24 protein-coding genes are annotated in these 22617 nt (G+C 58.3%); 10 read left to right on the top strand and 14 right to left on the bottom strand.

The window, feature by feature from the left end; all coding sequences use genetic code 11:
• Positions 1–56: 56 nt before the first annotated feature.
• Together QMK52_RS26685 and QMK52_RS26680 are read right to left on the bottom strand one after the other, a co-directional pair.
• On the bottom strand, positions 57–1403 hold the full coding sequence (locus QMK52_RS26685) for a heavy metal sensor histidine kinase (RefSeq protein WP_320403683.1): 1347 nt from the start codon (positions 1401–1403) through the stop codon (positions 57–59).
• Positions 1400–2080: a heavy metal response regulator transcription factor gene (locus QMK52_RS26680; RefSeq protein WP_005786195.1), complete on the bottom strand. Its 681-nt coding sequence runs from the start codon at positions 2078–2080 to the stop codon at positions 1400–1402. The genes QMK52_RS26685 and QMK52_RS26680 overlap by 4 nt, the downstream gene beginning before the upstream one ends.
• A gap of 158 nt (positions 2081–2238) precedes the next feature.
• Here QMK52_RS26680 and QMK52_RS26675 point away from each other — a divergent pair, with 158 nt between their 5' ends.
• A complete protein-coding gene (locus QMK52_RS26675) occupies positions 2239–2760 on the top strand; it encodes a plastocyanin/azurin family copper-binding protein (RefSeq protein ID WP_122735645.1) in 522 nt (173 codons plus the stop codon).
• Positions 2761–2826: 66 nt separating this feature from the next.
• On the top strand, positions 2827–3657 hold the full coding sequence (queF, locus tag QMK52_RS26670; RefSeq protein ID WP_005786200.1) for an NADPH-dependent 7-cyano-7-deazaguanine reductase QueF: 831 nt from the start codon (positions 2827–2829) through the stop codon (positions 3655–3657).
• 76 nt (positions 3658–3733) lie between these two features.
• Here the strand turns inward: queF and QMK52_RS26665 are convergent, their stop codons facing one another.
• Together QMK52_RS26665 and QMK52_RS26660 are read right to left on the bottom strand one after the other, a co-directional pair.
• Positions 3734–4000, bottom strand: a complete 267-nt coding sequence (locus QMK52_RS26665; protein ID WP_005786202.1) for a DUF4404 family protein — start codon at positions 3998–4000, stop codon at positions 3734–3736.
• A 110-nt stretch (positions 4001–4110) separates the two neighbouring features.
• Entirely contained in the window at positions 4111–4719 is a 609-nt protein-coding gene (locus QMK52_RS26660; protein WP_320403682.1) for an HAD family phosphatase, read from the bottom strand.
• A 195-nt stretch (positions 4720–4914) separates the two neighbouring features.
• On the opposite strand from QMK52_RS26660, the gene QMK52_RS26655 reads away from it, so the two are divergent.
• The 3 genes from QMK52_RS26655 (at position 4915) to rssC (ending at position 7600) form a co-directional block, all read left to right on the top strand.
• Positions 4915–5604: a VacJ family lipoprotein gene (locus tag QMK52_RS26655; protein ID WP_005786208.1), complete on the top strand. Its 690-nt coding sequence runs from the start codon at positions 4915–4917 to the stop codon at positions 5602–5604.
• A gap of 332 nt (positions 5605–5936) precedes the next feature.
• Complete coding sequence (rssB, locus tag QMK52_RS26650) at positions 5937–7118, top strand: two-component system response regulator RssB (RefSeq protein WP_005786210.1); 1182 nt, start codon at positions 5937–5939, stop codon at positions 7116–7118.
• On the top strand, positions 7118–7600 hold the full coding sequence (rssC, locus tag QMK52_RS26645) for an anti-sigma factor antagonist RssC (RefSeq protein WP_003172602.1): 483 nt from the start codon (positions 7118–7120) through the stop codon (positions 7598–7600). Before rssB ends, rssC begins: the two co-directional genes overlap by 1 nt.
• A 199-nt stretch (positions 7601–7799) precedes the next feature.
• On the opposite strand, the gene tal is transcribed toward rssC, so the two are convergent.
• The 4 genes from tal to QMK52_RS26625 form a co-directional block, all read right to left on the bottom strand.
• Positions 7800–8726 carry a transaldolase gene (gene tal, locus QMK52_RS26640; protein WP_014717528.1) on the bottom strand — a complete coding sequence of 309 codons (927 nt, stop codon included), beginning with the start codon at positions 8724–8726 and terminating at the stop codon, positions 7800–7802.
• 757 nt (positions 8727–9483) lie between these two features.
• Positions 9484–10479 carry a tRNA dihydrouridine(20/20a) synthase DusA gene (dusA, locus tag QMK52_RS26635; RefSeq protein ID WP_320403681.1) on the bottom strand — a complete coding sequence of 332 codons (996 nt, stop codon included), beginning with the start codon at positions 10477–10479 and terminating at the stop codon, positions 9484–9486.
• A gap of 135 nt (positions 10480–10614) precedes the next feature.
• A complete protein-coding gene (locus QMK52_RS26630; RefSeq protein ID WP_320403680.1) occupies positions 10615–11115 on the bottom strand; it encodes a hypothetical protein in 501 nt (166 codons plus the stop codon).
• Positions 11112–12272 (bottom strand): ATP-binding protein, encoded by a 1161-nt coding sequence (locus QMK52_RS26625; protein WP_320403679.1) that lies wholly within the window; start codon positions 12270–12272, stop codon positions 11112–11114. Before QMK52_RS26625 ends, QMK52_RS26630 begins: the two co-directional genes overlap by 4 nt.
• A 292-nt stretch (positions 12273–12564) precedes the next feature.
• Between QMK52_RS26625 and QMK52_RS26620 the strand changes: the two genes are divergently transcribed.
• Complete coding sequence (locus tag QMK52_RS26620; RefSeq protein WP_320403678.1) at positions 12565–12855, top strand: DUF6124 family protein; 291 nt, start codon at positions 12565–12567, stop codon at positions 12853–12855.
• Positions 12856–13000: 145 nt separating this feature from the next.
• On the top strand, positions 13001–13219 hold the full coding sequence (locus tag QMK52_RS26615) for a hypothetical protein (RefSeq protein WP_320403677.1): 219 nt from the start codon (positions 13001–13003) through the stop codon (positions 13217–13219).
• A gap of 328 nt (positions 13220–13547) precedes the next feature.
• Here QMK52_RS26615 and QMK52_RS26610 read toward each other — a convergent pair whose 3' ends face one another.
• Positions 13548–14735 carry an MFS transporter gene (locus QMK52_RS26610; protein ID WP_320403676.1) on the bottom strand — a complete coding sequence of 396 codons (1188 nt, stop codon included), beginning with the start codon at positions 14733–14735 and terminating at the stop codon, positions 13548–13550.
• 482 nt (positions 14736–15217) lie between these two features.
• On the opposite strand from QMK52_RS26610, the gene mqo reads away from it, so the two are divergent.
• Entirely contained in the window at positions 15218–16864 is a 1647-nt protein-coding gene (gene mqo / locus QMK52_RS26605) for a malate dehydrogenase (quinone) (RefSeq protein WP_320403675.1), read from the top strand.
• A gap of 64 nt (positions 16865–16928) precedes the next feature.
• Here mqo and QMK52_RS26600 read toward each other — a convergent pair whose 3' ends face one another.
• Entirely contained in the window at positions 16929–17600 is a 672-nt protein-coding gene (locus QMK52_RS26600) for an NADPH-dependent F420 reductase (protein ID WP_320403674.1), read from the bottom strand.
• A 99-nt stretch (positions 17601–17699) separates the two neighbouring features.
• Here QMK52_RS26600 and QMK52_RS26595 point away from each other — a divergent pair, with 99 nt between their 5' ends.
• On the top strand, positions 17700–18596 hold the full coding sequence (locus tag QMK52_RS26595) for a LysR family transcriptional regulator (RefSeq protein WP_320403673.1): 897 nt from the start codon (positions 17700–17702) through the stop codon (positions 18594–18596).
• A gap of 170 nt (positions 18597–18766) precedes the next feature.
• Positions 18767–19096, top strand: coding sequence for a YXWGXW repeat-containing protein (locus QMK52_RS26590; RefSeq protein ID WP_005786252.1), 330 nt, complete (start codon positions 18767–18769; stop codon positions 19094–19096).
• Between the two features lie 129 nt (positions 19097–19225).
• Here QMK52_RS26590 and QMK52_RS26585 read toward each other — a convergent pair whose 3' ends face one another.
• From QMK52_RS26585 to QMK52_RS26570, 4 genes are all read right to left on the bottom strand, one after another.
• The gene (locus tag QMK52_RS26585; protein WP_320403672.1) at positions 19226–19621 is read right to left on the bottom strand and encodes a type II toxin-antitoxin system VapC family toxin; all 396 of its coding nucleotides are present in this window, start codon (positions 19619–19621) and stop codon (positions 19226–19228) included.
• Positions 19618–19875 carry an AbrB/MazE/SpoVT family DNA-binding domain-containing protein gene (locus tag QMK52_RS26580; RefSeq protein WP_032892812.1) on the bottom strand — a complete coding sequence of 86 codons (258 nt, stop codon included), beginning with the start codon at positions 19873–19875 and terminating at the stop codon, positions 19618–19620. The genes QMK52_RS26585 and QMK52_RS26580 overlap by 4 nt, the downstream gene beginning before the upstream one ends.
• A gap of 170 nt (positions 19876–20045) precedes the next feature.
• The gene (gene ppnN / locus QMK52_RS26575) at positions 20046–21419 is read right to left on the bottom strand and encodes a nucleotide 5'-monophosphate nucleosidase PpnN (RefSeq protein ID WP_005786258.1); all 1374 of its coding nucleotides are present in this window, start codon (positions 21417–21419) and stop codon (positions 20046–20048) included.
• A 148-nt stretch (positions 21420–21567) separates the two neighbouring features.
• Positions 21568–22392: an aspartyl/asparaginyl beta-hydroxylase domain-containing protein gene (locus QMK52_RS26570; protein ID WP_320403671.1), complete on the bottom strand. Its 825-nt coding sequence runs from the start codon at positions 22390–22392 to the stop codon at positions 21568–21570.
• Positions 22393–22617 lie beyond the last annotated feature (225 nt).

The following is a 22617-nucleotide window of genomic DNA, read 5'->3' as shown; positions in this document are numbered from 1 at the left end:
AAACGCGGTCCAGTGTGGGAGGGGGCTTGCCCCCGATGGGGCCGGCCCAGCTTGCATCAATCTCCCTTGGGCAACTCAATCACAAACCTTGTCCAGCCCGCCTGCGACTCACAATAAATCCTCCCCCCATGCGCCCGCACAATCGACTGGGTAATCGCCAACCCCAGCCCCGCATGTTCATTGCTGCCTGGCTGCCTTGACGGGTCGGCTCGGTAGAACCGGTCAAACAGCCGCGGCAACAGCTGCGCAGGAATACCTTCCCCGGTGTTCTCAACTGTCAGTGTCACGCCACTCTCTATCCGCACCCGCACTTCACCGCTCGGTGGGGTAAACCGCAGCGCGTTATCGAGCAAGTTCGACAGGGCCCGGCGCAACATGCCGCGATCGCCCAGCGTATGGGCGCTGCCTTCGCGTACCAGCGTGACCTGTGCGTCCTCCGCCAGCAGGGTAAAAAACTCCAACAGTGCGTCGACCTCATCGCCCAGATCCAGGGCTTCACGGTTGGGCATCAGCAAGCCGTGGTCGGCCTTGGCCAGGTACAGCATGTCGTTGACCAGTTGCGCCATCCATTGCAACTCTTCGAGGTTGCTGTGCAGCGCCTCGCGGTAATCCTCCAGTGGGCGTGGCTGGGTGAGAATCACCTGGGTCTGGGTCAGCAGGTTCGACAGCGGCGTGCGCAGCTCGTGGGCGATATCGGCGGAGAACGCCGACAGGCGCTGGAACGCGTCGTCCAGGCGCCCCAGCATGGCGTTGAAGGCTTGGGCCAGTTCCGCCAGCTCCACCGGCATTTGCGCCTGGGGCAGGCGTTGCGTCAGCGAGTGGGCGGATACGCTGGCGGCCACCTCGCCCATGCGGCGCAACGGTCGCAACCCACTGCGCGCAGCCCAGGCGCCGAGCAGGGCGGTAGCCAGGGCCGAGAGGCCGACGGTCAGCCAGATCAAGCGTTGCATATGCTCCAGGAAGTGCTGGTGGTGGGTGATGTCCAGTATCAGGCTCAGCTGTGGCGAACCGGGTTGGCCGGGCGTCAATGGCGCGTTGTACACACGGTAGTCGGTGCCGGCGTTTTGCAGGCTGTGCAGGCCGGGTGCTGCGGGCACGCTGAGGTACGGTGCACCGTCCACCCAGCGCTGGTCGGCCGCCGTAATGCGCACGGTGAAGTCGGGCTGGTGATCAAGTTCTGCGCGCAATTGCGGGCCGCGCAGGGCAAAGGCTTCACGTGAGTCGACACCCAGCAAGGCGCTGCGCAGGGCCACCAGCTTGCTGTCGAGCAGTTGCTGGTCCAGCTCGACGAAGTGCGCTTCGCTGGCGCGGTTGAACAGTACGCCGGCGATCAACGAGACCACCGCCGTGCAGGCGGCAAACAGCAGCGCCAGGCGGCTGGTCAGCGACAGGCGCTTGATCACGTGAAGCGCTCCTCCAGCACGTAACCCATGCCGCGCACGGTGTGGATCAGTTTGTTGGGGAAGTTATCGTCGACTTTCAGGCGCAGGCGACGGATCGCCACTTCGATGATGTTGGTGTCGCTGTCGAAATTCATGTCCCACACCTGGGACGCGATCAGCGTCTTGGGCAGTACTTCGCCCTGGCGACGCAGCAGCATTTCCAGCAGGGCAAACTCCTTGGCGGTGAGGTCGATGCGCTGGCCGTCGCGCTCGACGCGGCGACGGATCAGGTCCAGGCGCAGGTCGGCTAGTTGCAGGGTGGTTTCCTGCGGTGTGCTGCTGCCACGGCGTAACAAAGTGCGCACCCGGGCCAGCAGTTCGGAAAAGGCGAAGGGCTTGACCAGGTAGTCGTCGGCGCCCAGTTCCAGGCCATGTACGCGGTCTTCCACGGCATCGCGAGCGGTGAGGAACAGCACCGGCATGTCCAGGCCGGCGCTGCGCACCGCCTGCAGGATCTGCCAGCCGTCGCGGCCCGGAAGCATCACATCGAGGATCAACAAGTCATAATCCCCGCTCAGCGCCAGGTGCTGGCCGGTCGTGCCGTCGGCCACCAGTTCGGTGGTAAAGCCAGCCTCGGCCAGGCCTTGACGCAAATAGTGGCCGGTTTTGGGTTGGTCTTCGACGATCAGCAGTTTCATATCGGGCTCTTGGCAAGGGGTAAGCGCGGGCCTTTATACCGTGGGCGCAAGGGTATGGGCGCAAGCTGACAAAGTTGTAATCTAGCAGTCAGCTGGCTGGCAGCGAGGCTATCTTAAAGTGCGGCCCAAGCTGGTCACCTATTTTTGGAGCGTGAGAAATGGCGTTGCGTACATCCCTGTTAACGGCGGGCTGCTTATTGGCGCTGAGCTTCAATGCGCTGGCGGATGCGGCTCATGGTTACGCGTTCGGCCAGCCGGCTCCGGCAGCCAAGGCCACGCGTACCGTGGAAGTCACCCTGCAGGACATTGCCTTCGAGCCCAAGAGCCTGGACGTAAAAGCCGGTGAAACCGTGCGGTTTGTACTGGTCAACAAAGGCCGCTTGCTCCACGAATTCAACCTGGGCGACGCGGCAATGCATGCCGCTCACCAGAAAGAGATGCTGCAGATGCAAGCCAGCGGCATGCTCACCGCCACCGGCATGGGCAAGATGGACCACAGCGCCATGGGCCACGGCGATATGGGCGGCATGAAGCATGACGATCCCAACAGTGTGCTGGTGGAGCCGGGCAAGACGGCCGAACTGACGTGGACCTTCACCAAGACCACTGGCCTGGAGTTCGCTTGCAACCTTCCCGGCCATTATCAGGCGGGCATGGTCGGCAAACTGACCGTTGAGTGAGGCGTTTGTTAAGGGCGGGGGCAAAGGCTGGTAGACTGGCGCGGTTTATTTAGCCAGGTTTCCGCCATGCATCCCGCAGCCGAACATTCGCCGCTGGGCAAGTCCAGTGAATACATCTCTACCTATACGCCTTCGTTGCTGTTCCCGATTCCGCGCGCCGCCAAATGGGCCGAACTGGGCCTGAGCGCCGACACCCTGCCGTACAAGGGCGTGGATTTCTGGAACTGCTTCGAACTGTCCTGGTTGCTGCCGTCGGGCAAGCCGGTGGTGGCCATCGGTGAGTTCAGCATTCCGGCGGACTCGCCGAACATCATCGAGTCCAAGTCGTTCAAGCTGTACCTCAACTCGCTGAACCAGACTGCGTTTGCCGATACGCCAAGCCTTGAAGCTACCTTGCGCACTGACCTCAGCTTTGCAGCCGGCAAGCCGGTGACTGTGCGCATCCGCAGCCTGGCCGACATCGAGGCCGAAGGTGTGATGGCGTTGCCGGGTGCGTGCATTGACGGCCTGGATATCAATGTCAGCAGCTACGAGCACCCGCGCCCGGAGCTGCTGCGCTGTGATGACTCGCGTGTTGTTGAGGAGAGCGTGCACAGCCACCTGCTCAAATCCAACTGCCCGGTGACCAGCCAGCCCGATTGGGGCAGTGTGGTGGTGGAGTACCGTGGCGCGGCGCTGGATCACGCCAGCCTGCTGGAATATATCGTCAGCTTTCGCCAGCACTCGGACTTCCATGAGCAGTGCGTGGAGCGGATCTTCCTGGACTTGCAGCGCTTGCTCAAGCCGGAGAAATTGACCGTGTATGCGCGGTATGTGCGTCGGGGAGGGTTGGATATCAATCCGTACCGCAGTACTGAAAATACCCAGTTCCTGAACGTGCGCCTGGCGCGTCAGTAAGCCTGTACACACAAGCAAATGTGGGAGGGAGCAAACCCCCTCCCACATGTGGGTCTTTGCTTGGCTGGCGGGCAGGTTAGATGCCGATATTGCCCAGGGTGATCATGATATTGCGCAATGTCCCGGAAATGACCGGGTGCTCAGCGTCGAACTCTATGGCCGCTTGATTCACATCGTCGGAAATACTGGGCGTCTGAGTCGCCGGTTCAAGTTCGAGTTGTAATTCAAACTTGGCAATCAGGGCTTCCAGCGCTTCACGTTTTTCTTCCGACAGCGGCGGCTCCTGTTCCAACTGCCCACGCAGAATCTCGACCTGTTCTTCCAGCTTTTTGCGATCAGGCATGACGTCTTTCCTTTTATCGATAGTCACTGGCATAGACCACGGCACGCCGTGAAAGGTCTACGGGCTGGCCTGTAGATTAATCCACTGCGGCCAACCGTGCATGATCTTGATCAGGGCTTCTCGCCTTTGAGCCGGCGCAGGCTGATGTCGGCCAGGCAACTGCCCAACTCGCCCAGGTGGTCGATCACCGAGTGCACGCCCAGGCCATAGAGCGCCACCGTCGCCTTGCCACGCTTGTATTCGCGTTGCTGCGCGGTCAGTGCCTGCCATTGCGCGGGTGACAGGCCGCACAGCGAGCCACAGGAGGCCAGGCCGATAGTCCACAACCCGGCATTCAAGCCCGATTGCAGCAGGCGCGGCTCGCCGCTGACCAGCACGCAGCCTTCCAGGCGCTCAATGTTCAACTCCATCAAGGCTTGCCAGCAGGCGTGGGGCGCGGGCCAGCGGATGGAGGAGGGCGAAGCGGCCTTGATCCAGCTCGGCAGGCTGGCGGAAAGGGGCGTGGTCACGGAGGGGGGCAGTTCATCCAGCCAGGCGCAGGGCACGCCTTGTTCTTTCAGGCTACGCAGAACTTTCAGTGCGCCAGGCGTGGCTTCGGCGTCGGGGGAGGGCGAGTCGCCGCGGGCCTGGGAACCAAAATCCACCAGGCAGCCACTCAGGCCAAATAACACGGCAGTCAGCGAGGGGGCGGTGGTGACGGCAATCTCGGCGTGTGGCATCTGAACGTCCCTGAAATAGCAACCACGATATCGGGGCGCCATGACAAGGGCATGACACTGTCGATATGTGTAGGAAATTTGTTCATTTTAAGTAAGTCGTTTCGTTGTTGCTGCCTAAACACACACTTCCGTCATATACTGACGGCCTTATTCAGGGCATAGCGCCCATGACAGACCATTCAAGGAGCAAAAGCTATGCGCTGGAGCCACTACTTCGCTCAGCTATCGGTGTGTGCCACCATCCTGTTGGCACCGTTCGCCGCTCAAGCCGCGTCGGAAGATGATCCATGGGAAAGCGTCAACCGCCCGATCTTCACCTTCAACGACACCGTTGATACCTACGCCCTCAAGCCGATCGCCCAGGGCTATCAGTTCGTCACCCCGCAGTTTGTGCAGGACGGCGTTCACAACTTCTTCCGCAACATCGGCGATGTCGGCAACCTGGCCAACAACGTGCTGCAACTCAAGCCGCACAATGCCGGTGTCGACACCGCTCGCCTGTTGGTCAACACCACCTTTGGCGTGCTGGGCTTTATCGATGTCGGCACCAAAATGGGGCTGCAGCGCAGCGACGAAGACTTCGGCCAGACCCTCGGCTACTGGGGCGTCGGCAGCGGTCCCTACGTGATGATCCCCTTGCTGGGCCCAAGCACCTTGCGTGATGCGCCGTCCAAGTACGTCGACAGCTACACCCAGCCGTACCGCTACATGAACGACATCGGCTGGCGTAACAGCACCTTCGGCCTCAACGTCGTTGACGTGCGCGCCAGCCTGCTCGACAGCGAGAAGCTGATCAGCGGCGACAAGTACACCTTTATCCGTAACGCCTACCTGCAGAACCGTGAGTTCAAGGTCAAGGACGGCAAGGTTGTCGACGACTTTTAAGCCGTGACATCTTGAAATGAAATAAGGCGGCCTCTTGATGGTCGCCTTTTTTATGGGTGCCACAACCTTACTTTGTGTTGTGGTCCAAGCGGTTCTTATAACTCCCGGTGATTTGTAGGGTAAAGACGCCCGGCGACCATCGCCATGAGCTTGAAACCCCTCACGGATGGGAGTACCGTCTGCGCCTTAGAAGGGCACCTCTGCTTTACCGTTGTGCATGGGCGAAATCCCAATGCTTTGTAGGACAGAGAGGCTAGAAAGCGAATCCAGTACGTGAGCCCGGCCATTGCCGAGCCGCCTACGCCAACCTAATTCTGGCGCCGTTTGCCCACATGCAAAAAACCAGTGCCACGCTGCTGATAATCGATGACGACGAAGTAGTGCGCGCGAGCCTCGCGGCCTACTTGGAAGACAGTGGCTTCAGCGTCCTGCAGGCCAGTAATGGCCAACAGGGTCTCCAGGTATTCGAGCGCGACAAGCCCGACCTTGTGATCTGCGACCTGCGCATGCCCCAGATGGGCGGCCTGGAGCTGATTCGCCAGGTGACCGAGCTTGCCCCGCAAACGCCGGTGATTGTCGTGTCCGGTGCCGGTGTCATGAACGACGCCGTCGAAGCCCTGCGCCTGGGCGCTGCCGATTACCTGATCAAGCCCCTGGAAGACCTGGCCGTGCTGGAGCACTCGGTGCGCCGCGCCCTGGACCGTGCCCGCCTGCTCTTGGAAAACCAGCGCTACCGCGAAAAGCTCGAGACCGCCAACCGCGAACTCGAAGCCAGCCTGAACCTGCTCCAGGAAGACCAGAACGCCGGTCGCCAGGTGCAGATGAACATGCTGCCGGTGAGCCCCTGGAGCATCGACGAGTTCAAGTTTGCCCACCAGATCATCCCGTCGTTGTACCTGTCGGGTGATTTTGTCGATTATTTCCGTGTGGATGAGCGACGTGTGGCGTTCTACCTGGCCGACGTTTCCGGCCATGGCGCCTCTTCTGCCTTTGTGACCGTGTTGTTGAAGTTCATGACCACACGGCTGTTGTTCGAGTCCAAGCGCAATGGCACCTTGCCGGAGTTCACCCCCTCCGAGGTGCTGGGCCACATCAACCGGGGCCTGATCAGCTGCAAGCTGGGCAAGCACGTGACGATGGTCGGCGGCGTGATCGACGAAGAAACCGGTCTTTTGACCTACAGCATTGGCGGCCACCTGCCGATGCCTGTTTTATACACTCCTGACAGTGTGCGCTACCTGGAAGGGCGTGGCCTGCCGGTGGGCTTGTTCAATGAAGCCACCTACGAAGACCACATCCTGGAACTGCCGCCGACCTTCAGCCTGACGCTGATGTCCGATGGCATCCTGGACCTTCTTCCAGAGCCTACACTCAAAGAGAAAGAAGCCGCCTTGCCCCAAAAGGTCAAGTCGGCGGGCGGCAGCCTGGATGGCCTGCGGCAGGTTTTTGGATTGGCCACGCTAGGGGAGATGCCGGATGATATCGCCCTATTGGTGTTGAGCAGGAATCTTTGATGAGTACCGGAAGAATCCAATTCGCCGAGCAAGACGGGACCTTCGTCCTGAAGTTTGTCGGTGAAGTGCGCCTGACCTTGTGTTCGGCGCTGGATGCGACGATTGAGCGGATCTTCACAGCGCTGAACTTCTCGGCGATCGTGATCGATCTGACCGAAACCCGCAGCATCGATAGCACCACCCTGGGCCTGTTGGCCAAGTTGTCCATTCTGTCGCGGCAGAAGGTCGGCCTGTTGCCGACCGTGGTCACCACCCACGAAGACATCACCCGCCTGCTGCAGTCCATGGGCTTCGATCAGGTGTTCAACATCGTTGACCGCCCAATCCCCTGCCCGGAATGCCTCACCGACCTGCCGTCCCAGGACCAGTCCGAGGAAGTCGTACGGGTCAAGGTGCTGGAAGCGCACAAGATCCTCATGGGCCTCAACGAGTCCAACCGCGAAGCCTTCCACGACTTGGTCAACGCCCTGGAACGCCACTGATCCCCAATTCAAAAATGTGATCAAAATGTGGGAGGGGGCTTGCTCCCGATAGCGGGGTGACAGTCAGTAAATTCATAACTGACCCACCGCAATCGGGAGCAAGCCCCCTCCCACAGTTGATCTGCGACTGGCTTCAAATTGGCAACATAAAAAAGGGCGGCACCCTCACAGGTGCCGCCCTTTCTGCTGCTATCTGCCCTTACAGCTTGGCCGACAACAACGCTTCCAGCTTCTCCTGATCCCGAGCAAACTGACGAATGCCCTCGGCCAGCTTCTCGGTCGCCATCGCATCCTCGTTGGACTCCCAACGGAACTGCGCTTCAGTCATATGCACCCGTGCCTCACCGGCATGGCCTGGCGCCAGCTTGCGCTCCAGCTTGCCTTCATCCGCCGCCAGCTTCTCCAGCAGGTCCGGGCTGATGGTCAGGCGATCACACCCGGCCAGCTCTTCAATCTGGCTCAGGTTACGGAAGCTCGCACCCATCACCACAGTCTTGTAGCCATTGGCCTTGTAGTAGTTGTAGATGCGCGTCACCGACTGCACGCCCGGGTCTTCGGAACCGGTGTAGTCGTTGCCGTTGGCCTTCTTGTACCAATCGTAGATACGGCCCACGAATGGCGAAATCAGGAATACACCCGCTTCAGCACAGGCAACGGCCTGGGCGAAGGAGAACAACAGCGTCAGGTTGGTCTGGATGCCTTCTTTTTCCAGCTTCTCGGCGGCACGGATACCTTCCCAGGTAGAGGCGATCTTGATCAGCACACGGTCACGGCCAACACCGGCTTTGTCGTACAGGTCGATCAGACGGTGCGCACGCTTGAGAATGGCCGCCTCGTCGAACGACAGACGCGCATCCACCTCGGTGGAAATACGGCCCGGCACTACTTTGAGAATTTCTTGACCCACCGCCACCGCAAAGCGGTCACTGGCCAGGCCCACGTCGCCGTTGCAGTCCTGTACACACTCATCCAGCAGCTTGGCATAGCCTGGAATCGATGCAGCCTTGAGCAGCAGGGAAGGGTTGGTGGTCGCGTCTTGCGGCTTGAGCTTGGCGAGGGTAGAGAAATCGCCGGTATCGGCTACGACGGTGGTGAATTGCTTGAGTTGTTCCAGCTTGGAAGTCATGGGCGTGCTCTGTCCTGTGGGTCTAGTGACATTACCCGAGCGCTGGCAGGCGCTCAAGGGCGCAAATGCGTTAGGTCGTTTGCGAGGGCAATAACCTGGAAACGGCCGTTTGAATTACCGGCAGTGGTGCTCAATAGGAGAGCAAAATCGCTGGCAGGTTCAACCCAACTGCCCGATAACCACCCCAATCAAACTGTGAGAGCCGGCTTGCCTGCATGACGCCAGCCCAGCCACTGACATTCACCTGACCCCCATCAGTCAAACTGTGGGAGCTGGCTTGCCTGCGATGACGCCAGTCCAGCCACTGATATTCACCTGACCCCCATCAGTCAAACTGTGGGAGCTGGCTTGCCTGCGATGACGCCAGCCCAGCCACTGACATTCACCTGACCCCCATCAGTCAAACTGTGGGAGCTGGCTTGCCTGCGATGACGCCAGCCCAGCCACTGACATTCACCTGACCCCCATCAGTCAAACTGTGGGAGCTGGCTTGCCTGCGATGACGCCAGCCCAGCCACTGACATTCACCTGACCCCCATCAGTCAAACTATGGGAGCCGGCTTGCCTGCATGACGCCAGCCCAGCCACTGACATTCACCTGACCCCCATCAGTCAAACTGTGGGAGCTGGCTTGCCTGCGATGAAGCCAGTCCAGCCACTGATATTCACCTGACACACATCGCTCAAAACTGTGGGAGCGGGCTTGCTCGCGAAAGCAGCCTGTCAGCCCCAAATACCCCCACTGACACCCAACCCGTCACCGTCCCTCCAACAATTCCCCCGCCTGATCCAGCAACGCCAACGGATCCACCGCCTTATGAATATCCACCGACAACAATTGCCGAAACTTACGCGCCCCCGGGAAACCGGTTCCCAGCCCCAGAACATGGCGCGTGATGTGATGCATCGAGCCACCTGTTGCCAAGTGCTCGGCTATATACGGGCGCAACTGTGCCAGCGCCTCGGCGCGGGTGATGACAGGCGCAGTGCTGCCAAACAGCTGTTGATCCACCTCGGCCAGCAAATACGGATTGTGATAAGCCTCCCGCCCCAGCATCACCCCATCAAACGTCTGCAAATGCTCCTGGCACTGCTGCAACGTCTTGATCCCACCGTTGAGATTAATCTCCAACTCCGGAAAATCCCGCTTCAACTGCGCCGCCACGTCATAGCGCAACGGCGGAATGTCCCGGTTCTCCTTGGGCGACAACCCCTCCAGAATCGCAATCCGCGCATGCACGGTAAAACTGGTGCAACCGGCGTCCTTCACCGTCCCGACGAAATCACACAGCTCGGCATAACTGTCTCGGCCATTAATGCCGATGCGGTGCTTCACCGTCACAGGGATCGACACCGCATCGCGCATCGCCTTCACACAGTCCGCCACCAGGGCCGGGTGCGCCATGAGGATCGCGCCGATCATGTTGTTCTGCACCCGGTCGCTGGGGCAACCGACGTTCAGGTTCACTTCGTCGTAACCGGCGGCCTCGGCCATCCGGGCACAGGCGGCCAGATCAGCCGGAACACTGCCGCCCAATTGCAGCGCCAGCGGGTGCTCGGCTTCGTTGTGGCGCAGGAAGCGCTCGTGGTCGCCGTGGAGGATCGCGCCGGTGGTGACCATCTCGGTGTAGAGCAGGGCGTGTTTGGAGAGCAGGCGCAGGAAGAACCGGCAGTGGCGGTCAGTCCAGTCCATCATGGGGGCGACGGAGAAGCGGCGGGAGAGGGCTTGCGGTGGAGCTATGGCTGAAGGCATTGGAGTCTTGGATGGAGAATGCGAAGGGTGGGCAGTTTATCAGGAATGGGTCGGAGGGGGCTGGGTGTTGATCGTGCGTTGCGAGACCAAAATGTTAAATAAATTTGTCCCCTTCTCCCCACTTTTATCTTAAGATTAATTTTTTTCGACCTTATAGAAACGATGATTTAAGTCTATAAAAACTATGTAGAAGGTGTTCATGTCAAAAGGGAAGCCATCCTTTTTCGGTGCTTCTGAACCCAATAAACCCGGTATGGTAAAGCCTACTAAGCGCGTAAAATTCTCCATCCTAAAACGCCCCCATCTTGCATCTATAGGAACAAATTTTGGGTGTGTAAAGTCGCTATTTTCTGGGAATGAATCGTAATCGGCTAGTACTCTTAGGCCTCGGGCACCTCCGCATCTTTCATTTCTCCAAAAATTTAAGCTGCTCTTTGAGTAATGGCGCAATTTTTCAAAAAATGAACTCATTTCTTCTGTCGATAAAGAGCTGAATGCTGAAGCATGAAGCTGAGTGTCGTCGAAATAGGAAAAATTAAATCGGCAGCGCTCTCTTATATCTCCATTGGATAGCTTTATTTCAACGAAACTATCGAGAAAGCTTACTCGGCGAGGATTTTTGCTGTGGCGGCTCATAGTTTTGGAACTCCGCCTATTTTTCCGTCTCTGTATAGCGAAGAAATAGACCGATCATTCCTGATTATATCCCCTGGGATTTCATCCAAGCGGTAGCAGAAACTTTCCCCATCTTCTTTGCCGACTAGAATTGTTCTATATTTTCCTAGGTGGTCAATGACCTCTAGGTTGTGCGAGGTGAAAATGAATTGAGCTGATTTAGGATTTGTTTCGGGGTTTAGAAAAAGGTCAATGATTATTGGTAGCAAATCTGGATGAAGATTTGTATCAAACTCATCCATGACTAAAGTTCCGCCCCAATATAAAGTGGCCCAATAAGTTTTTAATCTTCTATATAGGGCGGTTGTGCCATGGGATTCTGCAAAGTAGCTAAGAGCTCTGGTGCCTTCTGAACCGCCAGAATGGAAAAAAATGGGGAAATGCTCTATCTCACCCTGCTTGTTGGTGTGTTCATATAATTGTATGTCGGAAATCCCAAGGTCGCATTTGATTATTATGTTTTTCGCAAATTCAAGTGCGCTAGGGACCTGGTGGTAATATTTGTTTACATCCTCATAGGATGAGAAATCTTTATCGTCCAGAACTGTTAAGGCAGATACGTTTCCTCTGACAGCATTGAAGAAGCTCTGAACGTTACTGATGTCGGGGGTCTTTAGGTCTAGCTTGTAAAAATTTAGAGTGTCTATTACTGATGCATTGTTTCTTAGAATTATAAGATCGAGCTCTTCAAGCTCTGAAATTCGATATGTAATTTCGTTTTTTTTTCTTTCGAAAATTTTTGTTTTTCTTGATATTTTTTTGTACAAAACCTCTTTCTCAACTGCTGAAGTGGTTATTGAGGTTTCGTAGATGTAGCGAACGCCGTTTGCTTCGAAGTCAATGTAGAATTCGCATGGCGCAGTGTTTTCAAAGAATGGAGCTACCAAGTTTAAGTCTTTTTCAGCACGCTTAAAAGATCGGGTGCAAAAAGCAGTGAGATACTCTAGTGACCTTAGAATACTAGTTTTGCCGGAAGCATTTGCACCCTTGATGCCCATCACAGTTGAGAGTTTTCTACCCTTAGAGATATTTTTTGGCACTTTTGAATTGAATTCGAATGAAACATCGAATCCATCCTTGAAGGAAAAGTAATTGCTTGCACCAAAGGAGTAAATCATCAAAATTGCCTTAATTCTGTTTCGCGTCAAAAACGCCACGAAACAAGGATATGACATGCTTTGGAAGAGATCCAGCTAAAATTTTGGACTGCCATTGATCAGGTCCAATCATCCCGATTTAGGTCTGGAGAGGGAGGTTGCAATATTCTCGGTAATATTTCCTGCGCGTTTGTCAGCTTGCCTGTCGGACGTGACGTGGCTAAGCTCCTCAAGTCATTGGAAAGCCAGTGGCCGGAGGTGGAAGTCCGTATTGCTAAGGCGTTTTTAACTCCCGAATATTGGAGCTTCGCCCATGCACCACAACACTCGCAGTCCTTCACTTGATCAAAGTAAATCGTCCATCGAATGTCCAAGCAACAACCTATTCCTTGTAAACCCGACCCTCGACCCCGAAACCCTCCTGGCTAACGCCGCCGAAAACCTGGCATCCGCCAACGAAATGGCCGCCACCTTGGCGTTCGACCTCGACGACTCCCAGCGCGCTATCGCCCTGGGCATTCAGCAGTTAATCGAGTTGAGCTCGCTGCTCGTTGACCGAGCCCAGGAGCAGGTTGCGCCTGTAACCGCCCCAGTCAAAGCCTGATAACCAACTCCGCCGCCTTACCCAAGGCGGCAACCTGAACTCATGCTGTCCCCCAGCAAAGTTTCATAATTCCCTGCGCAGTTGAGGTCTACGATTCCCTGCAAGAGAGGACCCCCGCGCCTCCAGCCCATAGGGAGTTGAAACCATGATCTCGAATCTCGTCAGAGTTGTGATGATCACCGGCACGTTGATGTTGAGTGCTTGTTCATCTTCACCCGCCGTGAGCAGTGACCCGTGCTTTTCAGGTGGATGCCAGGCATTTGGGGACCATAGCCCCAGCAAAGCAGCGAAGATGAATTTTGGTGGCAGTGGGTTGGGAAGTAGTTATGGGGAGTATGGGGCGGGGTTGTTGCATGATGATTGATGAGGGTGGTGAGGCAGTCAGTGGTGTGTTGACTGACACATGGCAATCGGGAGCAAGCCCCCTCCCACAGTTTGATCTTCAGTGGTCAGGCGTTTGGCGACCGTAGCTCCAGCGAAGCTGCCAAGATGAATTTTGTTGGCAGTGGGCGGGGAGTATGGTTCGGGGTTGTTGCGTGATGATTGATGCCGCGCTGGGCTGCTGCAGCCCGCTTGAGTGATGACGTGTAGGGGCGAGCTTGCTCGCGAAAAACTTGAGGGCGCGGTGGTGAATCAGGATGCCCGCGTTATCGTTGGCGATTTTCGCGAGCAAGCTCGCTCCTACAGAGAACCTAGTGGCCGCCTTTCATACGCCGGGCGATCAGGTAGAGGCCCAGGCCGACCATGGCTGTTGCGGCGCCGATGTAGCCGGTGCTGGTCCAGCCGAGGTCGGCAGTGATGGCCATGCCGCCAAACCACGGGCCCAGGGCATTTGCCAGGTTGAACGCCGCATGGTTCGAAGCCGCCGCCAAGCTCGGCGCTTCGTGTGCGATGTCCATCAGGCGAATCTGCAACGGTGCTGCCAGCGCAACCATGGTGCCAACCAGTCCCATGCTCAGCAGCACGCCCCACAGCGACGCCGCGGCGAAGGGGAAGAACAGCAGCACGGCCATCGACCACACCAATATCAAGCCCACCGCCCGAAACTGCATGCGATCAAACAGCTTGCCACCGGCAATGTTACCGATGATGCCGCCGACGCCGAACGCGGCGAGGCCGAAGGGAATCCACTGCGGCGAGACCTTGGTCACTTCCAGCATGGTCGGCGCCAGGTAGCTGAATACGCAGAACATACCGGCAAAGCCAATCGCGCCGATGGACAGGGCCATCCAGACCTGGGGTTTGGTGAAGGCGCGCAGCTCCTTGCGCGGGTCGCTGCGTTGTTCGTCGTGGCGGTGGGGCACGAATTGCCAGACCAGGGCGATGGTGAGCAGGGCGATCACGCTGACCAGGGCGAACGCCGAGCGCCAGCCCAGGTGTTGGCCGAGGAAGGTGGCGATGGGGTTGCCGAGCAGCATGGCCAGGGTCAGGCCCATCATCACGCGGGCTACGGCGCCGGCGCGTTTGTCGGTGGGCACCATGCTGGAGGCAACCACGGCGGCGATGCCGAAGTAGGCGCCGTGGGGCAGGCCGCTGATAAAGCGGAAGGCCACCAGCGAGCCGAAGGTAGGGGTGAAGGCGGTGGCGAAGTTGCCCAGGGCGTACAGGCCCATCAGCAACAGCAGCATGTGTTTGCGCAGCAGCTTGGCGCCGAGGATGGCCAGCAGTGGAGCGCCGACCATCACGCCCAGGGCGTAGGCGCTGATGGCGTGGCCGACTTGAGGTTCGCTCAAGCCCAGGTTCTGGGCGATGTCGGGCATCAGGCCCATGATGGCGAATTCGCCGGTGCCGATCGCGAAGGCGCCTACGGCCATGGCCGCTTCCATTTTCGCGGCGCTGCGCGCGGGCAGTACGTGCCCGGGTGTTTGCTGGGTAGTCATGGGTAACTCTGTGTGGAAGGTGTGCACGAAGGACAGCTGCCGATGCTACGCAGGCAACGGCGAAGGTGTCTAGAACCGCCATTTGCGTGAGAGTTCCGGGCCTGTGACCGCAGGTCGCGGCTGTCAGGCTTGACACCGGCGCATTAAAACCCGCGATTTAGGCCTGTCAATTGGCCAAACGGCGCATAAACGCTGTTTAGCGTGATATTCTGCGCGCCGTCTTGGTCTAGTCTTTCCCTGGTGCGTACACCCGTATACGTCCCAGCGGTTGGCTGTCGCCCAGGTAGCTGAAGCCAATAACGATAAGAAGTCAGCGCAGAAGGGACATAACAGTGAGGTCGATCCATCGGCCTTGTGTGCCCACCCTGCAGCCTTCATGTGAATGTGCAGACCCCGCGGTACGTTGCCTGACGTAGCGTGAACGAGGGTTACTCATGATCGGGGGCGGTAGGGCGGATGGCGTTTTATCATAGGTGCTACTGATGTTTAAAAAAGTAAACACTGCCCTGCTGGGGCTGGCTTTGTCGATGGGGATCACGTCCGTTCACGCGGAAGAGGCAAAGAAAGTCGATGTGCTGCTGATCGGCGGCGGCATCATGAGTGCGACCCTGGGTGTCTGGCTCAATGAGCTGGAACCGGACTGGTCGATGGAGATGGTCGAGCGCCTCGATGGCGTGGCCGAAGAAAGCTCCAACGGCTGGAACAACGCCGGTACCGGTCACTCGGCCCTGGCTGAGCTGAACTACACCCCGGAAGACAAGAACGGCAACGTTGAGATCCCTAAGGCGGTCGAGATCAACGAAGCGTTCCAGATCTCCCGTCAGTTCTGGTCCTGGCAGGTTCAGCAGGGCGTGTTGAAGAACCCGCGTTCGTTCATCAACTCCACACCGCACATGAGCTTTGTGTGGGGCGATGACAACATCAAGTTCCTGAAAAAGCGCTACGAAGCCCTGAAGGCCAGCCCGTTGTTCGCTGGCATGCAGTACTCCGAAGACCCGGCGCAAATCGCCAAGTGGGTTCCGCTGATGATGGAAGGGCGTGATCCGAAGCAGAAGATCGCGGCCACCTGGAGCCCGATCGGTACCGACGTGAACTTCGGCGAGATCACCCGCCAGTTCGTCGCTCACCTGCAAACCACGCCGAAGTTTGACTTGAAGCTGTCGAGCGAAGTGCAGGACATCACCCGCAACGACGACGGTTCGTGGCGCGTGAGCTACAAAAACCTCAAAGACGGCACCAAGACTGAAACCGACGCCAAGTTCGTGTTCATCGGCGCCGGCGGCGGTGCCCTGCACCTGCTGCAGAAGTCGGGCATTCCTGAAGCCAAGGAATACGCGGGCTTCCCGGTCGGTGGTTCGTTCCTGGTGACCGAGAACCCGACCATCGCCGAGCAGCACCTGGCCAAGGCCTACGGTAAAGCCTCGGTCGGTTCGCCACCGATGTCGGTTCCGCACCTGGATACCCGCGTGCTGGATGGCAAGCGCGTGATCCTGTTTGGCCCATTCGCAACCTTCTCGACCAAGTTCCTGAAAGAAGGCTCGTACCTGGACCTGCTGACCAGCACCACCACCCACAACATCTGGCCCATGACCAAAGTCGGTATTCGTGAATACCCACTGGTCGAGTACCTCGCCGGCCAACTGATGCTGTCGGACGACGACCGCTTCAAGGCGCTGCAAGAGTACTTCCCGAACGCCAAGCAGTCCGACTGGCGCCTGTGGCAAGCCGGCCAGCGCGTGCAGATCATCAAGCGTGACGAAGAGCAGGGCGGCGTGCTGAAACTGGGTACCGAAGTGGTCAGTTCTGCCGACAACTCCATTGCCGGCCTGTTGGGTGCATCGCCAGGCGCGTCCACCGCAGCTCCGATCATGCTGACCGTGCTGCAAAAAGTCTTCAAGGACAAGGTAGCAAGCCCGGCCTGGCAGGAAAAACTGCACCAGATCGTGCCAAGCTACGGCACCAAGCTGAACGACAGCCCTGAAGCGGTTGCCAAGGAATGGGCCTACACCGCCGGTATCCTGCAACTGACCCCGCCACCTGCGATCCCGCAACTGGCTGCTCCACAGGCTACCGAGGCTGCCAAGCCTGCGGCTGAGCCAAGCAAGCCGGCGTCTGACCTGGCGCTGTAAGCAATACCCACGAAAAAGCCCGCTGAACCGGTGACGGTCAGCGGGCTTTTTTGTGCGTGAATGATCAGGCGCGCGGTGGGTGTCGCTCCACCGGGGGAAGCTCAGCCGTACGCTCGGCCGCTGCCAGCGCAGCCTTCAAACCCGCTTGGTTCAGGGGCACGCAATACCCCGGTTTAGCCCGCTCGAATCGCCAGCTTTCATCCAGCCCTCCGGCATCCACGGCATCGAAACCCAGTTCGTCGAGTAACCTAATCACTTGCGCCTTTGCCGCAGCGTCATCTGCTGCCACTGGCAATGCGCGGCGGTCAGGAGCGCCGCGCGGGCGGGCATCCTGCGTCAGGTCTGGGGCGAAGATCGCATTAAATACTTTTACCACGTGTGATTGCGGCAAATGGTCGGCCAGCAATCGGCTGGTGGTGGTTTCAAACCGGTCCAGTTGCGGGATATGCCCATCGCGATCGGGGTAGTAATTGTTGGCGTCCATCACCGTCTTGCCCTCCAGCCATTGGGCAGGGACGCTGCGGTAGTGCTCCAGCGGAATCGCCACGAGTACCACATCGCCAAACCTGGCGGCATCATCCGCGCTGCCCACTTGCACGCCGAGTATGCCGCTCACCACGCTGCTCATGGTGTGTGGGCCGCGGGAATTGCTCAACATCACCTTATGCCCGGCGGCAAGCGCCAGTTGCGCCACGGCACGCCCGATAAAACCTGCTCCAATCACGCCAATCTTCATGTGCTTGCTCCAGTGGAAGTAGGAAGTGGCTATGATGATTGGCAACCATAACGTGATAAATCAGCATTTCGGTGTGGGTGTTGTTACTGGGAGTTGGGAATGATGGACCGCCTATCAAGCATGAACGCCTTCGTGATAGCCGCTGAATTGGGCTCCTATGCGAGGGCCGCCGAACGCTTGGGCATGTCGCCGCAGATGGTGGCCAAGCATGTCACCGCGTTGGAACAACGTTTGGGTGCGCGATTGCTCAACCGCACTACGCGTCGACAAAGCCTGACTGAACTGGGAGGGGAGTATTACGAACGCTGCAAGCATATCCTGACGGAGGCCGAGGCCGCCGACTCCCTGGCACAGGTCATGAACGACACGCCGCGCGGCAAGCTGAAGGTCACTGCCCCGGTGACCTTTGGCTCCTACAGCCTGATGCCGTTGATTACCGGGTTTTTACGTGACAACCCACAGGTAGAAGTCGATTTGCACCTGACGGATCGTTTCGTTGACTTGGTGGAGGAGGGCTACGACGCCGCGTTTCGCATTGGTCCGCTGGGCACGAGCGGCCTGACGGCGAGGCCCCTTGCACCTTATCGGTTGGTGGCCTGCGCTGCGCCGGCTTACCTGATGGCGCGAGGTACGCCGCAGAAGCCGGTAGATCTTGAACATCATGAGTGCCTGGGGTACGCCTTTTCATCGCGTCCGGCGGATCGAGAGTGGGTGTTCTTCCAGGGCACGGTTTCCTACAAGGTACAGGTGGCCAGTCGTTTGCTCATCAATGAAAGCCGGGCCTTGATGTCGGCGGCTTTGGATGGCTTTGGCATTGTGCTCGGCCCGCAAGACTTTCTGCGAACGGCGTTGGCGAGTGGCGAGTTGGTGCGGGTGCTACCGGAATTTGAGGCTCCGAGCCGGTCGATGCATTTGGTCTATACCGCAAACCGCCAGCGCACCGCCAAGTTGCGGCGCTTTGTCGAGACTGTGCTGGGACGTTTTGGTCCGGTATGAAGACTCATCACCATGGCGGTCGCCGGGAGGCACGTTAAAGGTCTACAGGTTCAGCAACCCGACAGACATCTCCTGTTAAAAATAACCCAGGCCCAAGCAGGGCCCGGCTGCAACAAAGGAAGGATTTCTTTCTGATGCAGGTGTTGGGCGTTCGCGCCCGAGGGTTTTGTATGTTGCTACGTTATGCAGCATTGGCCGCCATGGTGGTCGCCGCTTCCGGGTGTGTGCAAGAGCGCGTTGTGCATGAGCGCAGGCCGGTACAGCATGAGTATGTTGATGTGGTGGCGCCGCAACCGCCGCCGGTGCAGGTGATCGAAGTCGAGCCGGCGGTGCGCGAAGGTTATATCTGGTCACGCGGTTACTGGCGTTGGGAAGGCGGGCGTTATGTGGCGGTGCACGGCCATTGGGAGCCGGTGCGCCAAGGCTATCGTTACGTACACCCGCACTGGGTGCAGCGCAATGATGGCTACCACTGGCAGATCGGCGGCTGGGTTCGCTGACCCAACGCAATCTCCCATTGTAGGAGCGAGCTTGCTCGCGAAAAACTCACGGGCACCGCGGGCTTTCTGAATGCTCGCGTAATCGTTGACGTTTTTCGCGAGCAAGCTCGCTCCTACACAAAAATCGGCTTAGCCGAGCCGTTTCATCCCCGCTGCCTTGGCCGCGTTCAGATCAAAGGTGGCGGTGTACTCGCAACCGGCCGCATGGCCACAGCGTTCAACCAGACAGTCGGCAAAGTCGGCTTTGCCTGCGCTGAACTTGCGCAATGCCTGCCAGATGATGTCGGCGTGCTCGACGGTCAGTTCCCGTGTGTGCAACAAGGTTTCCAGCACCGTCACCACGTCGCTTTTGGCCGACTGGTAGCAGGACTGCAACACCCACACCAACTCCGTAAGCGTCACCAGGCTGACAAAGCCGGGCGAGGCGGCGGTGAGCGATTCGATCAGTTGGGACGCCTTGGCGGATTGAACCGGGTCGTCCTGGGTCACATAACGCACCAGCACGTTGGTATCCAGGCCGATCATCCAGCGGTTGCTCCCTGGGCCGCGATGGCGCGGTTCATGTCTTCGATAGACACGGCATGGGCAGGCTTGCGGATCAACCCCTTGAGGTCCTTGACGGTTTTGCTGGCGGCGATCATGGAAAACTTGCCGTCTTCCATCTCGACGAATTCCACCCGGTCGCCGGTTTCCAGGCCCAGGGCTGTCCTGACCTGTACAGGGATGGTGATTTGCCCTTTTGAAGTGAGTGTGGCGGTAGCCATAGTGAAGATCTCCATCGTGATATTCCTTACCTTAGGGTAAGGAATGACAGAGGACAATATCCGTTGGTCCATAGGTCGCTCGCAGGTGTGAGTCAGTCGGTAGTAAAACCCTAGTCCGAATGCTCGATACTCACACCGTTGGCTACGCCCCAAACAGATACAAACTATGACCGACCGCCGCTGGCTTACTGCACCACGCGATAGCACGGCACATACGCTGCGCCGCCCGGCAGTTTCATGCGGTGCTGGGCCACGAACGCCTTCAATAGTTCATCCAGCGGTTTCATGATCGCCGGGTCACCATGGATCTCATACGGGCCGTTTTCCTCGATCAGGCGGATGCCCTTGTCCTTGACGTTACCCGCCACGATCCCCGAGAACGCCCGGCGCAGGTTGGCTGCCAGTTCATGGGGCGGCAGCGCGTGGCTCAGTTGCAGGCTGGCCATGTTTTCGTGGGTAGGATCGAACGGGCGCTGGAAGCCTTCGTCGATCTTCAGCAGCCAGTTGAAGTGGAACGCGTCGTTACGCTCACGGCGGAACTGCTTCACCGCCTTGAGGCCGGCCGTCATCTGGCGCGCCACTTCGGCGGGGTCGTCGATGATGATCTGGTAATGCTGCTGAGCCGCTTCGCCGAGGGTGGCGCCGACGAACGCGTGCAATTGTTCCAGGTAAGGCGCGGCGTGTTTGGGCCCGGTCAACACCACCGGGAACGGCACGTCGCGGTTGTCGGGGTGCATCAGGATGCCCAGCAGGTACAAAAACTCTTCTGCCGTGCCGGCGCCGCCGGGGAAGATGATGATGCCGTGGCCGACGCGCACGAAGGCTTCCAGGCGTTTTTCGATGTCCGGCAAAATCACCAGCTCATTGACGATGGGGTTCGGTGCTTCGGCCGCGATGATGCCTGGCTCGGTCAAGCCCAGGTAACGCCCGCCGGTGATGCGTTGCTTGGCGTGGGAAATGGTCGCGCCCTTCATAGGGCCTTTCATCACGCCAGGGCCGCAACCGGTGCACACGTCGAGGCTGCGCAGGCCCAGTTCGTGCCCGACTTTCTTGGTGTATTTGTATTCTTCGGTGTTGATCGAATGGCCGCCCCAACACACCACGATCTTGGGCTCCACACCCGGGCGCAGCGTACGGGCGTTGCGCAGCAGGTGGAACACGTAGTCGGTGATGCCTTGGGAGTTGCTCAGGTCGATGCGCTGGCTGTCCAGTTCGTTCTCGGTGTAGACGATGTCACGCAAGGCGCTGAACAGCATCTCGCGGGTGCTGGCGATCATCTCGCCATCGACAAAGGCATCGGCCGGGGCGTTGAGCAGTTCCAGGCGCACGCCGCGGTCCTGCTGGTGAATACGCACTTCAAAGTCTTTGTAGGCGTCGAGGATGGTCTTGGCGTTGTCGATATGCGCGCCGGTGTTGAGGATGGCCAAGGCGCATTGGCGGAACAGGGTGTAGATGCTGCCGGTGCCGGCTTCACTCAGTTGCTGCACTTCACGTTGGGACAGGGTTTCGAGGCTGCCCTTGGGGCTGACGGAGGCATTGATGACTTGACGTTGGGGCATTCTGATTCCTTGAAAGCACAGCCACCGCGCCCGTTTCGGGGCGATGGCTTGAGAATGGTGAGCGCCAATTAAGGTCGCACGAGACGGTTATTTACCTCAGGCGCGAGGCCCAGCGCAAATACCGTCCAGCACCATCATGCCGCAGAACTTACTGAATCAGCTTCCAGTTTTTGTAGAAAACCCGACGCAGGGTAAAGACCAGCCCGGCAAAGCCTGCGATCACAGCGTTGAGCACTGACGGCAGCAAGGTCGGGCGCACGATGTCGATGAACAGGCAGTAGCGCTTGGCGTCGTTTTTGTTGAAGGACGCATGCATCAGGGTGTCATCGAAGATAAACAGCGGGTCGTCGTGCCAGTAGTGCTTGTGCTTGCCTACCTGGATATACACGCCTTCGTGGTGGGGCGCCGGGGCCATGTTGTAGAGCACGCGGAACATCATGCGCAGGGGGCCGAAGTGAAAGGACGTGGAACGGTTTTCGTTGAACACCGAGACGCCGATGGTCTTCACGAATGGCAGTTTCTTGCGCAGTTGCGGGATATCCAGCGTGGTCTCGATGGGGCGGCCGTACCACTGGAAAAACAACATGCCGCGTTTCTTCTCGGCCATGCGTGCGTCCAGGTACCCGATGATTTCATCCTTGCGGGCCATGGCGTCGTCGATCACCTGTTGCAGGTCTTCGCGCCAGGCCGGTGGCAGGTCTTGCATCGTATAGACATGCCGGTTGCGGCTGCTCAGCAGATCGAGCAGGGTGTTGAACGGTGCCAGCACCCAGGTATTGCGACCGTTGCCGATGAAGTATTTCTTGATGGTGGCGCGGTCGTAGAGGCCGTTGCGCAAGAAATCATAGACACCGCACACCACCACCAGCAGCAGAAACACCAGGCAGGTTCGCGGAAAACAGCCCATCAATAGCAACACACCGAGTACCCAGGCGAGGGACACCAGCTTCTTGCCGACAGCACTTTTGCTCATGAAACATGGCTCCAACTTTGAAACATAATGAAACAATATCGTCATGATAGGGCTTTATGGGCCGCGCAGGCGTTTTAAATGGTTCGAAAATTGTGAAGCCTCTGCACAATTTTTAACCCCCTGCTGGGGCGAGCCGGGGGCGTTGTGGATTGAATTTTGAGAACAGAAGATTTGCGACTATCGTGACGCTTCGGTTTTTTGGACGTCATAGACCGGTACGATTGA

The sequence above is a fragment of the Pseudomonas sp. P9_2 genome, assembly GCF_034008255.1.
Lineage (GTDB): Bacteria > Pseudomonadota > Gammaproteobacteria > Pseudomonadales > Pseudomonadaceae > Aquipseudomonas > Aquipseudomonas synxantha_A.
This window is presented reverse-complemented; position numbering and strand designations above follow the sequence as displayed.

Excerpts from the sequence above, each read along its gene's own strand:
- QMK52_RS26680 (WP_005786195.1), bottom strand. The coding sequence starts at position 2,080 with ATGAAACTGCTGATCGTCGAAGACCAACCCAAAACCGGCCACTATTTG.
- QMK52_RS26675 (WP_122735645.1), top strand. The coding sequence starts at position 2,239 with ATGGCGTTGCGTACATCCCTGTTAACGGCGGGCTGCTTATTGGCGCTG.
- queF (WP_005786200.1), top strand. The coding sequence starts at position 2,827 with ATGCATCCCGCAGCCGAACATTCGCCGCTGGGCAAGTCCAGTGAATAC.
- QMK52_RS26665 (WP_005786202.1), bottom strand. The coding sequence starts at position 4,000 with ATGCCTGATCGCAAAAAGCTGGAAGAACAGGTCGAGATTCTGCGTGGG.
- QMK52_RS26660 (WP_320403682.1), bottom strand. The coding sequence starts at position 4,719 with ATGCCACACGCCGAGATTGCCGTCACCACCGCCCCCTCGCTGACTGCC.
- QMK52_RS26655 (WP_005786208.1), top strand. The coding sequence starts at position 4,915 with ATGCGCTGGAGCCACTACTTCGCTCAGCTATCGGTGTGTGCCACCATC.
- rssB (WP_005786210.1), top strand. The coding sequence starts at position 5,937 with ATGCAAAAAACCAGTGCCACGCTGCTGATAATCGATGACGACGAAGTA.
- rssC (WP_003172602.1), top strand. The coding sequence starts at position 7,118 with ATGAGTACCGGAAGAATCCAATTCGCCGAGCAAGACGGGACCTTCGTC.
- tal (WP_014717528.1), bottom strand. The coding sequence starts at position 8,726 with ATGACTTCCAAGCTGGAACAACTCAAGCAATTCACCACCGTCGTAGCC.
- dusA (WP_320403681.1), bottom strand. The coding sequence starts at position 10,479 with ATGCCTTCAGCCATAGCTCCACCGCAAGCCCTCTCCCGCCGCTTCTCC.
- QMK52_RS26630 (WP_320403680.1), bottom strand. The coding sequence starts at position 11,115 with ATGAGCCGCCACAGCAAAAATCCTCGCCGAGTAAGCTTTCTCGATAGT.
- QMK52_RS26625 (WP_320403679.1), bottom strand. The coding sequence starts at position 12,272 with ATGATTTACTCCTTTGGTGCAAGCAATTACTTTTCCTTCAAGGATGGA.
- QMK52_RS26620 (WP_320403678.1), top strand. The coding sequence starts at position 12,565 with ATGCACCACAACACTCGCAGTCCTTCACTTGATCAAAGTAAATCGTCC.
- QMK52_RS26615 (WP_320403677.1), top strand. The coding sequence starts at position 13,001 with ATGATCTCGAATCTCGTCAGAGTTGTGATGATCACCGGCACGTTGATG.
- QMK52_RS26610 (WP_320403676.1), bottom strand. The coding sequence starts at position 14,735 with ATGACTACCCAGCAAACACCCGGGCACGTACTGCCCGCGCGCAGCGCC.
- mqo (WP_320403675.1), top strand. The coding sequence starts at position 15,218 with ATGTTTAAAAAAGTAAACACTGCCCTGCTGGGGCTGGCTTTGTCGATG.
- QMK52_RS26600 (WP_320403674.1), bottom strand. The coding sequence starts at position 17,600 with ATGAAGATTGGCGTGATTGGAGCAGGTTTTATCGGGCGTGCCGTGGCG.
- QMK52_RS26595 (WP_320403673.1), top strand. The coding sequence starts at position 17,700 with ATGATGGACCGCCTATCAAGCATGAACGCCTTCGTGATAGCCGCTGAA.
- QMK52_RS26590 (WP_005786252.1), top strand. The coding sequence starts at position 18,767 with ATGTTGCTACGTTATGCAGCATTGGCCGCCATGGTGGTCGCCGCTTCC.
- QMK52_RS26585 (WP_320403672.1), bottom strand. The coding sequence starts at position 19,621 with ATGATCGGCCTGGATACCAACGTGCTGGTGCGTTATGTGACCCAGGAC.
- QMK52_RS26580 (WP_032892812.1), bottom strand. The coding sequence starts at position 19,875 with ATGGAGATCTTCACTATGGCTACCGCCACACTCACTTCAAAAGGGCAA.
- ppnN (WP_005786258.1), bottom strand. The coding sequence starts at position 21,419 with ATGCCCCAACGTCAAGTCATCAATGCCTCCGTCAGCCCCAAGGGCAGC.
- QMK52_RS26570 (WP_320403671.1), bottom strand. The coding sequence starts at position 22,392 with ATGAGCAAAAGTGCTGTCGGCAAGAAGCTGGTGTCCCTCGCCTGGGTA.